Annotated in this window: 8 protein-coding genes, 2 tRNA genes and 2 rRNA genes; 6 read left to right on the top strand and 6 right to left on the bottom strand. The window is 42.3% G+C overall.

Going from position 1 to position 14,232, the window contains the following annotated elements; translation table 11 throughout:
- Nucleotides 1–116: 116 nt before the first annotated feature.
- Complete coding sequence (gene mioC / locus D7029_RS18550) at nt 117–557, bottom strand: FMN-binding protein MioC (RefSeq protein WP_194951504.1); 441 nt, start codon at nt 555–557, stop codon at nt 117–119.
- A 100-nt stretch (nt 558–657) separates the two neighbouring features.
- Nucleotides 658–1,119 (bottom strand): transcriptional regulator AsnC, encoded by a 462-nt coding sequence (gene asnC / locus D7029_RS18545; RefSeq protein WP_023583317.1) that lies wholly within the window; start codon nt 1,117–1,119, stop codon nt 658–660.
- Nucleotides 1,120–1,278: 159 nt separating this feature from the next.
- On the opposite strand from asnC, the gene asnA reads away from it, so the two are divergent.
- Nucleotides 1,279–2,271, top strand: coding sequence for an aspartate--ammonia ligase (gene asnA, locus D7029_RS18540; protein ID WP_088494187.1), 993 nt, complete (start codon nt 1,279–1,281; stop codon nt 2,269–2,271).
- Here asnA and viaA read toward each other — a convergent pair whose 3' ends face one another.
- A complete protein-coding gene (gene viaA, locus D7029_RS18535) occupies nt 2,272–3,729 on the bottom strand; it encodes an ATPase RavA stimulator ViaA (RefSeq protein ID WP_194951503.1) in 1,458 nt (485 codons plus the stop codon).
- 7 nt (nt 3,730–3,736) lie between these two features.
- Nucleotides 3,737–5,236: an ATPase RavA gene (gene ravA, locus D7029_RS18530; RefSeq protein ID WP_194951502.1), complete on the bottom strand. Its 1,500-nt coding sequence runs from the start codon at nt 5,234–5,236 to the stop codon at nt 3,737–3,739.
- A 281-nt stretch (nt 5,237–5,517) separates the two neighbouring features.
- Here ravA and rbsK point away from each other — a divergent pair, with 281 nt between their 5' ends.
- The gene (gene rbsK / locus D7029_RS18525; RefSeq protein ID WP_194951501.1) at nt 5,518–6,447 is read left to right on the top strand and encodes a ribokinase; all 930 of its coding nucleotides are present in this window, start codon (nt 5,518–5,520) and stop codon (nt 6,445–6,447) included.
- Between the two features lie 65 nt (nt 6,448–6,512).
- Here the strand turns inward: rbsK and mdtD are convergent, their stop codons facing one another.
- Together mdtD and D7029_RS18515 are read right to left on the bottom strand one after the other, a co-directional pair.
- Nucleotides 6,513–7,907 (bottom strand): multidrug transporter subunit MdtD, encoded by a 1,395-nt coding sequence (gene mdtD / locus D7029_RS18520; protein ID WP_194951500.1) that lies wholly within the window; start codon nt 7,905–7,907, stop codon nt 6,513–6,515.
- An 82-nt stretch (nt 7,908–7,989) separates the two neighbouring features.
- Complete coding sequence (locus D7029_RS18515; protein WP_194951499.1) at nt 7,990–8,676, bottom strand: FadR/GntR family transcriptional regulator; 687 nt, start codon at nt 8,674–8,676, stop codon at nt 7,990–7,992.
- Between the two features lie 494 nt (nt 8,677–9,170).
- Here D7029_RS18515 and D7029_RS18510 point away from each other — a divergent pair.
- The 4 genes from D7029_RS18510 (at nt 9,171) to D7029_RS18495 (ending at nt 14,208) form a co-directional block, all read left to right on the top strand.
- Nucleotides 9,171–10,713, top strand: a 16S ribosomal RNA gene (locus D7029_RS18510).
- A gap of 71 nt (nt 10,714–10,784) precedes the next feature.
- Nucleotides 10,785–10,861 (top strand) — tRNA-Ile (locus tag D7029_RS18505).
- Nucleotides 10,862–11,021: 160 nt separating this feature from the next.
- A tRNA-Ala gene (locus tag D7029_RS18500) sits at nt 11,022–11,097 on the top strand.
- A 208-nt stretch (nt 11,098–11,305) separates the two neighbouring features.
- Nucleotides 11,306–14,208, top strand: a 23S ribosomal RNA gene (locus D7029_RS18495).
- Together the 16S and 23S rRNA genes with 2 tRNA genes alongside form the textbook arrangement of a ribosomal RNA operon.
- The last annotated feature ends 24 nt before the right edge of the window (nt 14,209–14,232 follow it).

Below are 14,232 nucleotides of genomic sequence, written 5' to 3'. Positions count from 1 at the left end.
ATGACGACTTATACACAGGTCATTTCTTGATATAGCCTTATACAATGGATAACTACGGGTTAACCCCTGCTTTTAAGCAGAGTTATCCACATTCGTTTGCTGTTTTTTTGTGCAAATTAAAGTAAATTTTTCCAAGAAGCCATCCATTCTTCTGCTGGATCTTCCGGAATGTCGTACTTTTGAATATCAATTTCGAGACGATCGCCAAGGCGAGTTGCCCCTTTTTCCACCAATTTTTGATCCAATGTTCTGATCGCACCGCAGAAAGTGTCATATTCACTACTTCCTATGCCGATCGCACCAAAGGTGACATTACTAAGATCAACGGAATCAGCAGATATCTCATTAGCAAAAGGCAGTAAGTTGTCAGGAATATCACCCGCACCATGCGTTGATGTGACCACCAGCCAGATCCCTTCATTTGGAAGATCATTAAGAGAAGGTCCATGGTGCAGATCTGTCTCAAATCCTTCATCAGATAAGATCTCTGCAAGGTGTTCTGCGACATATTCAGCACTACCCATGGTACTGCCACTAATAAGAGTGACTTTTTTCATTAATGATCTCCTTATATTCAAGACGCGCTATTGTACGCTGTGAATCACTTGGGATCTACCTGTGGATAATGTGGTTATAAAAAAAAATAAGAATTTACCCTTATGGCTTGATCGTCCTTATTATCGGGTTTTGCAGTGAGATCAGGGTTTCTGTTGACTGAATTTCATCGATTGTCTGGATTTTGTTGATAAGTACGTCTTGTAAGGCTTCTATACTTTTACACATAACCTTCGTAAAAATACTGTATTGCCCTGTTGTGTAGTACACCTCTACAACTTCATCTAACTTATCTAGTTTATCTAATGCAGTGTGATAGTCTTTTGCGCTCTTAAGAATAATGCCAATAAAGCAGCAGACATCAAAACCGAGTTGCTTTTCACTAATATCAACTCGAGTTCCTGTAATAATTCCCGCCTGCTTCATTTTCTCAACTCGAACATGAATTGTGCCTGGGCTAACTTCGAATTTTTTGGCCAATTCAGCGTAAGGTGTTCTCGCATTCGCCATTAATGCGTGAAGTATGTCACGATCGAGATTATCGATCTGATAAATATTGTCCATAAATTCCCTCTGTTTTTAACGATAATACATTTTTATAGCGTTATTTTTAACGATTTAAAACAAGCAAGGCTATTATTAATGAAGTATATTGAATTTAGTACCCATTTTGTTGCTTAATCTATATCAGCAAAACACGACATCACCACTAGGGATACAAAAATGGAAAAATCATTCATCCAGACTCAACAGCAAATTAGCTTTGTTAAATCTTATTTTTCACGACTGCTGGAAAAAGAATTAGGACTGATTGAAGTTCAAGGACCGATCTTAAGTCGCCTTGGTGATGGAACTCAAGATAACTTATCTGGTCATGAGAAGGCAGTACAAGTTAAAGTCAAATCTTTACCAGATTCTACTTTTGAGGTTGTCCATTCATTAGCTAAATGGAAACGTAAAACATTAGGTCGTTTTGGATTTAGTTCTGGGCAAGGTCTTTATACTCATATGAAAGCTTTGCGACCAGACGAAGATCGCTTAACTCAAATCCACTCAGTTTATGTTGATCAGTGGGATTGGGAAAAAGTGATGGAAGATAAAGAGCGTACAGTTCCTTATCTTAAACAGACAGTGGGTAAAATTTATCAGGCAATAAAAGAAACTGAAAAAGCCGTCAGCGAAGAATTTGGTCTGGTACCGTTCCTGCCAGATCAAATTCAATTTATCCACACTGAAGAGTTACTGCGCCGTTATCCTGACCTTGATGCTAAAGGTCGTGAAAAAGCGATTGCAAAAGAATATGGCGCTGTTTTCTTAATTGGTATTGGCGGTAAGCTTTCTAGTGGTGAATCTCATGATGTGAGAGCACCTGATTATGATGACTGGACGACGCCAAACGAAGATGGATTTGAAGGTTTAAACGGTGACATTCTTGTCTGGAACCCTATTCTGCAAGATGCGTTTGAATTGTCATCAATGGGTATCCGTGTCGATCCTGAAACATTAATGCGTCAGTTAACATTAACAGATGATACTAAGCGTCTTGAGTTGGATTGGCACAAAGCATTAATGCATGGTGATATGCCACAAACTATCGGTGGCGGTATCGGCCAATCTCGTTTAGTGATGCTACTGTTACAAAAAGAGCACATTGGACAAGTACAATGCGGCGTGTGGGAAAAAGACACCCGTTTAGCTTTCGCCGATATGCTGTAATTATTGGCGCCAGCGTCGAAGTAAACGACTTTTTAATCCAGTATCAAAACGCCATATATGGTCAAAGATTTTCATGATGCTGGGTTTACCGTAATTGGATAGGGTAACCGCATGGAAGCGATTGTGCTGTTGCTGTTGGCTTTTTTTGATTTTGTTGATTAGGTTTTCGGGTAACCTTTGGGCGACAAAGTCAGAAATAACAACAGCATCAGCATCTTTCCATGCTGGGCTATTGAGTTTTTCTGCGACATTATCTAAACAAGCACTTAAATCCGTACCCCCTCTAAATGACTGATTCAAAAACTTGATAAGATCTTGCAGGCCATTAGACGATGACAACTGATAATGTACAGTTTCAGTGGAAAATAACATCACATGGCATGAACGATTATCAGCTAGCGCTATTTTCATCAATGCTAACCCAAAAGCTTTAGCACACTGCTCATTAAATCCCCCCATCGAACCTGATGTATCAATACATACAATAAAAGGTCCTCTCGGTCTTTCTTCATCATGATGATGAGTTACTGGACGCAATACAGTACGCTCTTGCCAATTGTCTCCTTGCAACCGATAAGTATTGAGTTGTTTTTCTACCAGCTTTCTATAAAACTCATATTCGATTTCATTAATACCTAACAAAGCGAGTTCAGCAGGAAGTAAGCGCAAGATATCATCACTGAGCCCTATTCCATTGACTTGCTCAGGTGTTGTATCGGGTGCTTTCTCAACAATAGTCACAGGTTCAAAAATCACACTCTCTTCAGGAAGTGATTTGGCTGTTTTGCTACGTCCAAGCAAACTTGCGAGTTTATGTAACTCAGGTTGTTGATCGAGAAAGTCGCTATAACGTTGAATAATTTTCTCATCGAAAGGTGTTTTTGTTAAAACGCCTTTGCTCATATCCCATAAACGCCCTGCTGCACGCTCATTTTCTGAGAATGTATTACTTAAGCTTCCACTTAACGCTAAACGTTCTTGTAATTCAGCAAGGAGTTGCTCTTGCTCTTGGTCAAATAGGGCTTTGTGTAATGCAGTGACTTGGAAAATTAAACTTATCCGCCAATGTTGAATAAACAAAGCTTGTTGAGCTGGTGAAAAAGGCTTATTGGTTTTGATCAGCTGCGATGCTTCTTCAATAAAAGAGGAATCTAGCTTGTTTAATTCAGCCAGTATTTGCTCTACTTGCTGATTAAATATGGCGTTACCTAATGACTGTGTTTGTTGATAAAGGGCAAATTCATCAGCAATCATGGTAGGTACTAAGGTTTCTTTTACTCTTTGCTGTAAGCTTTTTTTCCATTGGTGAATATCTTTAAGTAAGGCTTTTTTGAGTCTTGGGTGTTTTTCAAAAAATACCGCTAATTGAGGCGATGCAAGTACAGCAATAATAACTTCCTCAATAAGCTGCCCTTCATTTATGGCTAAAAGTATATCTAATGTTGAAAGTGTCAGCATAATATCATTACTTTATTTGGCTTTTTAATTGCGATAATTTTTCATTAAGCTGAACAAAACTTTGCTCGATGGAAATAAGCCAATCATTATCAATAAATAAATTTGGTTGATGATGATTAAATTTTTCCTGCTCACCATAAATTTCTTGAGTCAGATCTTTTAATTTATCTAGCCACTCTTTGTTATCTTCAATAGGAGCAGCAGGCGCTGTCTCTTTTTGCTGATAAAGAGATGTTGTTCGACGACTCACATCTAAAATTTCTAATACACCATCTTGGCGTATTTGCGCATTAATTGATTGTGGGAAACCAATACCATTTAAACGCGCTAATAATTCATCCCCTTTAGCTAAAAAGTTTTCTAATGCTTTTTGCTCGATAGTAATAAAGTTAACTTGAATACTATGGATATGCAGAGGGATGTGTAAAAACAACGTGAATTTATCAGCCTGCATTTTTTCTGATAGGCTAAAATGTGCATTTCGCCCAAACATTCCACTTTGTTTTTCAAAACGAAAGGCCTGTTGATCTTGTTTACTTCTTGTTGATTGCATCCACTCAGCCCATAAACTTTCTGTTTTTCTAATTAACTCTAGCTGGTGGTAGGCTTGCTCTGTTAAAAGGCTTTGTAATAGTTTATCTAATAACGCAAATGATGCTTGGTCATGCCACAGGCAATCTTTTAATAAAATAAGATCTAACGGTGAAATAGCACTACGACCATTAAAAAAAGCACTGGCTTGTAAAAGGCGTACCGCTTTTTTCCAGCGTCTATCTGAAACATAAGGTGCTGCATCACTTTTATCTAAAGACTCACGAAGTTGATAAATTAAATCAAATAAGTGGTCATCTAAAGTGATCTTTTCTAATTCTGATTGCCAACGTGAGAACTCTTCTGCGGTAATTTGAATATGTTCTGGAATATGAAAAGAGCCTACTTCTTTATTAATAAGTAATGCACGAAAATTTTTCTTATCTTGTACTTTGGTTAACCAAATACGAATAAGCATTCGGTCATATAGTGCTTCAAGACTACTGTCTGAATCCGGTAGTTCATTAGAGGCGGATACTAATAAACGCATTGGAATAGCAACTTCAGCTTCTCCATTTCTAAATTTACGCTCATTAATCGCCGTTAATAACGTATTAAGAATAGCAGGCCCTGCTTTCCATATTTCATCAAGAAAAACAACTTCAGCATCAGGTAAATATCCTTCAACCAAACGCTGATATTTACCTTCATCTTTTAAAGCTTGAATAGATAAAGGGCCAAAAATTTCTTCAGGGGTTGAAAAACGCGTCATTAGGTATTCAAAAGCTTTAGCCTCTTTAAAGGCTTCTTTCATTCTTCTGGCTATTAAACTTTTAGCAATACCTGGAGGGCCAAGTAAGAAAACACTCTCACCACTCAGTGCTGCAAGTAAACAAAGACGGATAGCTGACTGTCGCTCATAAAGCCCAGTTTCAAGATATTGGCTAAGTTGTGAAATCCGCTCTGCAAGTTGCATAAACACTCCTAATAATGGGTACTTATTTTCGTCATCACCCTGAAAATATCAGAAAAGGATTGCTGACATATAGTCAAACATTCTATTAGCACACAAATTGTTTATAACAAAAATCGATTCAGCTTCCTACTGCTTATTTTTGGTTCTTTTTTGTTTTACTAGCGAAACGTTTCGATGGTGATCACGTTTTTTCATTAATGTTGCTGAGATGATCGGTTTAAAATATTGAATGTCATTTATGCAATACATCTAGAATTTATTACTGAGAGTAAGGAAAAATCATGGAAGCGAAGAAACTTGTGATTTTAGGTAGTGTTAATGCTGATCATATTCTTAATGTTGCCCATTTTCCGCTTCCTGGTGAAACCATTTCAGGTAACCAATTTCAAATGGTCTTTGGCGGTAAAGGTGCTAATCAGGCAGTCGCTGCTGGGCGTTGTGGTGCGAATATTTCATTTCTTGCTTGTTTAGGAAATGACGATATTGGTAAAAAAGCCAAAGCTCAATTAATAACAGATAACATTGATACCAAGAGCATTGAATTAATTGATGACGTAGCAACAGGTGTCGCGCTGATTTTTGTTAATCAGCAGGGTGAAAATGTCATCGGTATTCATGCGGGTGCTAATGGACGACTAGATACAAGTTATGTTCAGCGCCATGGGAATATAATAAAAGAAGCTGATGCTCTATTAATGCAATTAGAATCACCACTTGATTCTGTTTTGAAAGCCGCTGAAATCGCTAAACAAGAAAATGTGCAAGTAATATTAAATCCAGCACCTGCTCAAGCATTACCTGATGAGCTGTTATCACTTGTGGATATTATTACGCCAAACGAAACAGAGACTGAATATCTGACTGGAATTAAAGTCGTAGATGATGAAAGTGCTCAACAAGCAGCGGATGTTCTACATAATAAAGGTATTAAAACGGTTCTTATTACATTAGGAAGCCGTGGTGTTTGGGTAAGCGAACTAAATAATAAAGGTTGTATTGTTCCTGCATTTAAAGTGAAAGCAGTAGATACCATTGCGGCTGGTGATACATTTAATGGTGCATTAATCACTGCTTTATTAGAGGGGCAATCTATGATGCCAGCGATTAAGTTTGCTCATGCAGCCGCTGCCATTGCTGTCACTCGAGCTGGTGCTCAACCATCAGTACCATGGCGTCATGAAGTGGATGCTTTTTTAGCTTCATCCTTATAGAGTGTTTCTTCTATATATAAAGAAAAAGAGAGCATAAGCTCTCTTTTTTAGTTTGAATAAAGCTATTAGGCTTTTTTCTTTTTATTAGTTAGATTATCGCCATCATGTTTATCAAGGAGTAAGAATACAAAGGAAGACAGCAATGTAATGATACCAACCGTAATAAAAGTATAATGGAAGTTATCAACCGTAGTACCCACATTCTCTGTATCAAAATATCCTAAAATAGATGCACTCACTGCAATACCAAAACTAATTGCTAATTGTTGAGTGACAGCCAAAACACTATTTCCTGAACTTGCGTTGTTGTCTGTTAAATCAGCCAATGAAATTGTATTCATTGATGTAAATTGTATAGACATGACCACTCCTAATAAAAAGAGTGGAATGACAAGATAGTAAATAGACATATCCGGTGATTGAAGTGAGAACTGAGCTATCATCAAACCAATGATAATTGTGATAGCAAAGAGTGTTCGGCGATAGCTAAATTTCACTAAGATCTTTGTGACAAATGATTTTGCTAAAATAGAACCTAAAGCCATTGGTGCCATCATCATACCGGAAATTATTGCAGGGTAACCAAAACCCACTTGCAACATAAGTGGCATTAAGAAAGGAATACACCCAGTTCCTAATCTTGTTGCAATATTTCCTGCAATACCGACAGAGAATGTGCGTGTTTTAAATATATTGAGAGGGATTAGTGGTTGCTGGTGGCGTCTTGCATGATTGACGTATAACCCTAGTAAAGAAAATCCCCCTAAAATAATGGCAATAGGAATATAGCGAGAGATATTTTTATCACCAAAAAGATCAAGACTGACAGAAAGCATGACTAAGCCAAAACCAAAGAAAACAAAGCCAAGTAAATCAAACTTACGTTTTGGCATGGTGAAATTAGGCATATGCTTGATGGCATAGAAAATACCTAATAGGCCAATAGGAATATTTATAATAAATATCCAATGCCAAGAGGCATAAGTCACCAATACCCCTCCTAAAAGAGGTCCTGCTATGGGACCTACTAATCCTGGCATTGTGACAAAGTTGAGAATGGGCAGTAATTCGCTGCGTGGATAAGCTCTTAATAAAGCAAGGCGTGCAACCGGCATCATCATTGCACCACCTATACCTTGTATAATTCGTGAAATAACAAGAAAAGTGAGGTTAGGAGAAAGTGCACATAATAAAGAGCCACCAGAAAATAAAGAAACCGCAATAATAAAAATTTTACGTGTTCCGAATCTATCGGCTAACCATCCACTGACGGGGATTAATAATGCAACAGTTAATGTATAGCTGATAACAGCCGATTGCATCGCGAGAGGAGAATGATTAAGGCTTTTTGCTATGTCTGGTAATGCCGTATTAAGAATGGTTGCATCGAGAGCCTGCATAAAGAAAGCCATTGCAGCAATCCAAGGCAACCCAGACATATTTTTGGCGGATTTCAACATGAAGCATATACCGTCTTTGTTCTATATTTTGATTATCGCTTCATTATAAACAGAAAACCTATAAAATTTGTATTAAAACTATTCAATCACTCGTTAATAAGATTAAACAGAGATCACGCGCCTTATTTCCATCTTTATCAATAATTGCCTGAACAATTTGATTATGTGTTTCCGGTTGAACAGTTTCATTACCCACAATAAGATCAAAATACTTTTTATAAGCAGAAAGAAATAATGAGCCAAAAGAGGCAAAGAACGGATTGCCACTTGCTTGATAAATGAGATAGTGGAATTGAGTATCGATATCTAGCCAATGTTGTCTATCAAAACTCTCATCAAGCAACTGCATTTCTCTACCAAATAAAGCAAGAGACTGTTTTTGGCTTTCGGTTGCATTAAATGCGGCTAAATAACAGGCTTGGGGTTCTATTGCTAAACGGACATGATGGAAATAATGGCTGACTTTATTAAATTCACCACTGTCTATCCACCAATTAAGAAGATCATTATCTAATAGATTCCAATTTTGCATTGGAGTGACACGAGTACCTATTCTTGGACGAGGTAAAAGCATTCCTTTAGCAGCAAGCATTTTTATTGCTTCTCTAATAACAGTCCTGCTGACGGAGAGTAATTCTGCTAATTCTATTTCTCCTGGTAACAAAGATTCAGGTTCATAGTGACCAGAAAGAATTTGTTTACCTAATTTTTCAGCAACTATATAAGAAAGATTCTTTTGAGAAGCTGAACGTTGTTCGCTAAATTGCATAATAAAGGTTACCTATACCATAATTTATCTTCTATCTTACGTGAGTCAGCTAGAGAAAGCTGTTCGGATTTTACGCTATCAGCATAAAATTAGAGCGTTTTTCTTTATTTTGTTGAAAAAAAAAGCGAACAGAAAAAAAGTTGAAATAAATACTTGCGCTAATCCGAGAACTCCCTATAATGCGCATCCACTGACCGACGATGAGCTGACAACAGCCGCGAAGGACAGCGAAGAGAAAAGAAAAAAGTTTGAAAAAACTCTTGACTCTTCAGAGGAATAACGTAATATACGCCTCCTCGCAACAACGCAGAAGACCGGAAACGGCAGCGAATGTTGCACTGCTCTTTAACAAATTATCAGACAATCTGTGTGGGCACTCGCAGAGACGATATCTTCTAAAATATTAGATGTATCAAGTCTTGAAGAGTGAACAACAAAAGTAAATTCATTTATGAATAGCTAAGTTTTCGATTTCTTTGAGCATCAAACACTTTTAATTGAAGAGTTTGATCATGGCTCAGATTGAACGCTGGCGGCAGGCCTAACACATGCAAGTCGAGCGGTAACAGGGGAAAGCTTGCTTTCTTGCTGACGAGCGGCGGACGGGTGAGTAATGTATGGGGATCTGCCCGATAGAGGGGGATAACTACTGGAAACGGTGGCTAATACCGCATGACGTCTACGGACCAAAGCAGGGGCTCTTCGGACCTTGCGCTATCGGATGAACCCATATGGGATTAGCTAGTAGGTGAGGTAATGGCTCACCTAGGCGACGATCTCTAGCTGGTCTGAGAGGATGATCAGCCACACTGGGACTGAGACACGGCCCAGACTCCTACGGGAGGCAGCAGTGGGGAATATTGCACAATGGGCGCAAGCCTGATGCAGCCATGCCGCGTGTATGAAGAAGGCCTTAGGGTTGTAAAGTACTTTCAGCGGGGAGGAAGGTGTTAAGATTAATACTCTTAGCAATTGACGTTACCCGCAGAAGAAGCACCGGCTAACTCCGTGCCAGCAGCCGCGGTAATACGGAGGGTGCAAGCGTTAATCGGAATTACTGGGCGTAAAGCGCACGCAGGCGGTCAATTAAGTCAGATGTGAAAGCCCCGAGCTTAACTTGGGAATTGCATCTGAAACTGGTTGGCTAGAGTCTTGTAGAGGGGGGTAGAATTCCACGTGTAGCGGTGAAATGCGTAGAGATGTGGAGGAATACCGGTGGCGAAGGCGGCCCCCTGGACAAAGACTGACGCTCAGGTGCGAAAGCGTGGGGAGCAAACAGGATTAGATACCCTGGTAGTCCACGCTGTAAACGATGTCGATTTAGAGGTTGTGGTCTTGAACCGTGGCTTCTGGAGCTAACGCGTTAAATCGACCGCCTGGGGAGTACGGCCGCAAGGTTAAAACTCAAATGAATTGACGGGGGCCCGCACAAGCGGTGGAGCATGTGGTTTAATTCGATGCAACGCGAAGAACCTTACCTACTCTTGACATCCAGAGAATCCTTTAGAGATAGAGGAGTGCCTTCGGGAACTCTGAGACAGGTGCTGCATGGCTGTCGTCAGCTCGTGTTGTGAAATGTTGGGTTAAGTCCCGCAACGAGCGCAACCCTTATCCTTTGTTGCCAGCGCGTGATGGCGGGAACTCAAAGGAGACTGCCGGTGATAAACCGGAGGAAGGTGGGGATGACGTCAAGTCATCATGGCCCTTACGAGTAGGGCTACACACGTGCTACAATGGCAGATACAAAGAGAAGCGACCTCGCGAGAGCAAGCGGAACTCATAAAGTCTGTCGTAGTCCGGATTGGAGTCTGCAACTCGACTCCATGAAGTCGGAATCGCTAGTAATCGTAGATCAGAATGCTACGGTGAATACGTTCCCGGGCCTTGTACACACCGCCCGTCACACCATGGGAGTGGGTTGCAAAAGAAGTAGGTAGCTTAACCTTCGGGAGGGCGCTTACCACTTTGTGATTCATGACTGGGGTGAAGTCGTAACAAGGTAACCGTAGGGGAACCTGCGGTTGGATCACCTCCTTACCTAAGAGATACGTGTTATGTGTAGTGCTCACACAGATTGTCTGATGAAGAACGAGCAGAAATACCGGTATAGGCTTGTAGCTCAGGTGGTTAGAGCGCACCCCTGATAAGGGTGAGGTCGGTGGTTCAAGTCCACTCAGGCCTACCAAATCGTATTGATACTGCGTTGTGAATTCACTCGTTTACTTATTGTAAACTTCGTGACTCCACGCCTTGTCTCACTGCGATTGGCTCAATTCTTAATTAAAGGAAACTTTCCAATAATAAAGAAACCTGAGAAACAAAAACGGTATTAAAGAATGCATTATGGGGCTATAGCTCAGCTGGGAGAGCGCCTGCCTTGCACGCAGGAGGTCAGCGGTTCGATCCCGCTTAGCTCCACCATAATCTCTTGAATATAAAATAATAATTCAGAGTATATTAGCAATAGTATACTGCGAATTATTTTGCTCTTTAACAATCTGGAACAAGCTGAAAAATTGAAAACAAATCAATATATCACCGAGGTATATTGATGAGTCTCTCAAAATCTCAGACCTTGAAGTGTGAACTCAAGACATTGGTCTTCGAGAGAAACATCTTCGGGTTGTGAGGTTAAGCGAATAAGCGTACACGGTGGATGCCTAGGCAATCAGAGGCGATGAAGGACGTGCTAATCTGCGATAAGCGTCGGTAAGGTGATATGAACCGTTATACCCGACGATTTCCGAATGGGGAAACCCAATATCCAATGGATATTATCATGACGTGAATACATAGCGTCATGAAGCGAACCGGGAGAACTGAAACATCTCAGTACCCCGAGGAAAAGAAATCAACCGAGATTCCCCTAGTAGCGGCGAGCGAACGGGGAACAGCCCAGAGTCTTAATCAATAGCAGCATCAGGAGAACGGTCTGGAAAGTCCGGCAGTAAAGGGTGATAGCCCCGTATCCGAAGATGCTGTTATTGTGAACTCGACGAGTAGGGCGGGACACGTGTTATCCTGTCTGAACATGGGGGGACCATCCTCCAAGGCTAAATACTCCTGATTGACCGATAGTGAACCAGTACCGTGAGGGAAAGGCGAAAAGAACCCCGGCGAGGGGAGTGAAAAAGAACCTGAAACCGTGTACGTACAAGCAGTAGGAGCCTCTTTATGGGGTGACTGCGTACCTTTTGTATAATGGGTCAGCGACTTATATTCTGTAGCAAGGTTAACCGTATAGGGGAGCCGTAGGGAAACCGAGTCTTAACTGGGCGAATGAGTTGCAGGGTATAGACCCGAAACCCGGTGATCTATCCATGGGCAGGTTGAAGGTTGGGTAACACTAACTGGAGGACCGAACCGACTAATGTTGAAAAATTAGCGGATGACTTGTGGATGGGGGTGAAAGGCCAATCAAACCGGGAGATAGCTGGTTCTCCCCGAAAGCTATTTAGGTAGCGCCTCGTGAACTCATCTTCGGGGGTAGAGCACTGTTTCGACTAGGGGGTCATCCCGACTTACCAACTCGATGCAAACTGCGAATACCGAAGAATGTTATCACGGGAGACACACGGCGGGTGCTAACGTCCGTCGTGAAGAGGGAAACAACCCAGACCGCCAGCTAAGGTCCCAAAGTCATGGTTAAGTGGGAAACGAAGTGGGAAGGCTCAGACAGCCAGGATGTTGGCTTAGAAGCAGCCATCATTTAAAGAAAGCGTAATAGCTCACTGGTCGAGTCGGCCCGCGCGGAAGATGTAACGGGGCTAAACCATGCACCGAAGCTGCGGCAGCGACACTATGTGTTGTTGGGTAGGGGAGCGTTCTGTAAGCCTGCGAAGGTGTACTGTGAGGTATGCTGGAGGTATCAGAAGTGCGAATGCTGACATAAGTAACGATAATGCGGGTGAAAAACCCGCACGCCGGAAGACCAAGGGTTCCTGTCCAACGTTAATCGGGGCAGGGTGAGTCGACCCCTAAGGCGAGGCTGAAAAGCGTAGTCGATGGGAAACGGGTTAATATTCCCGTACTGGTGGTAACTGCGATGGGGGAACGGAGAAGGCTAGGTTGTCCGGGCGACGGTCGTCCCGGTTCAAGCATGTAGGCAGAGTGATTAGGCAAATCCGGTCACTTAATGCTGAGGTGTGATGACGAGCCACTAAGGTGGTGAAGCAATTGATGCCCTGCTTCCAGGAAAAGCCTCTAAGCTTCAGGTTACCAACAATCGTACCCCAAACCGACACAGGTGGTCAGGTAGAGAATACTCAGGCGCTTGAGAGAACTCGGGTGAAGGAACTAGGCAAAATGGTGCCGTAACTTCGGGAGAAGGCACGCTGGCGGTAAGTGAAGTCCCTTGCGGACGGAGCCGAAGCCAGTCGAAGATACCAGCTGGCTGCAACTGTTTATTAAAAACACAGCACTGTGCAAACACGAAAGTGGACGTATACGGTGTGACGCCTGCCCGGTGCTGGAAGGTTAATTGATGGGGTTATCCGTAAGGAGAAGCTCTTGATCGAAGCCCCAGTAAACGGCGGCCGTAACTATAACGGTCCTAAGGTAGCGAAATTCCTTGTCGGGTAAGTTCCGACCTGCACGAATGGCGTAATGATGGCCAGGCTGTCTCCACCCGAGACTCAGTGAAATTGAACTCGCTGTGAAGATGCAGTGTACCCGCGGCAAGACGGAAAGACCCCGTGAACCTTTACTATAGCTTGACACTGAACATTGAGCCTTGATGTGTAGGATAGGTGGGAGACTATGAAGTGTGGACGCCAGTCTGCATGGAGTCAACCTTGAAATACCACCCTTTAACGTTTGATGTTCTAACCTAGGTCCATAATCTGGATCGGGGACCGTGTCTGGTGGGTAGTTTGACTGGGGCGGTCTCCTCCTAAAGAGTAACGGAGGAGCACGAAGGTTGGCTAAGCATGGTCGGACATCATGCGGTTAGTGCAAAGGCATAAGCCAGCTTGACTGTGAGAGTGACGGCTCGAGCAGGTACGAAAGTAGGTCTTAGTGATCCGGTGGTTCTGAATGGAAGGGCCATCGCTCAACGGATAAAAGGTACTCCGGGGATAACAGGCTGATACCGCCCAAGAGTTCATATCGACGGCGGTGTTTGGCACCTCGATGTCGGCTCATCACATCCTGGGGCTGAAGTAGGTCCCAAGGGTATGGCTGTTCGCCATTTAAAGTGGTACGCGAGCTGGGTTTAGAACGTCGTGAGACAGTTCGGTCCCTATCTGCCGTGGGCGTTGGAAGATTGAGAGGGGTTGCTCCTAGTACGAGAGGACCGGAGTGAACGCACCACTGGTGTTCGGGTTGTCATGCCAATGGCATTGCCCGGTAGCTAAGTGCGGAAGAGATAACCGCTGAAAGCATCTAAGCGGGAAACTTGCCTCGAGATGAGTCTTCCCTGTCACCTTGAGTGACCTAAAGGAACGTTTAAGACTAAGACGTTGATAGGCTGGGTGTGTAAGCGTAGCGATACGTTGAGCTAACCAGTACTAATGAACCGTGAGGCTTAACCTGACAACACCGAAGGTGTTTTGTCTG

The sequence above is a fragment of the Proteus vulgaris genome, assembly GCF_016647575.1.
GTDB classification, from domain to species: domain Bacteria; phylum Pseudomonadota; class Gammaproteobacteria; order Enterobacterales; family Enterobacteriaceae; genus Proteus; species Proteus mirabilis_B.
This window is presented reverse-complemented; position numbering and strand designations above follow the sequence as displayed.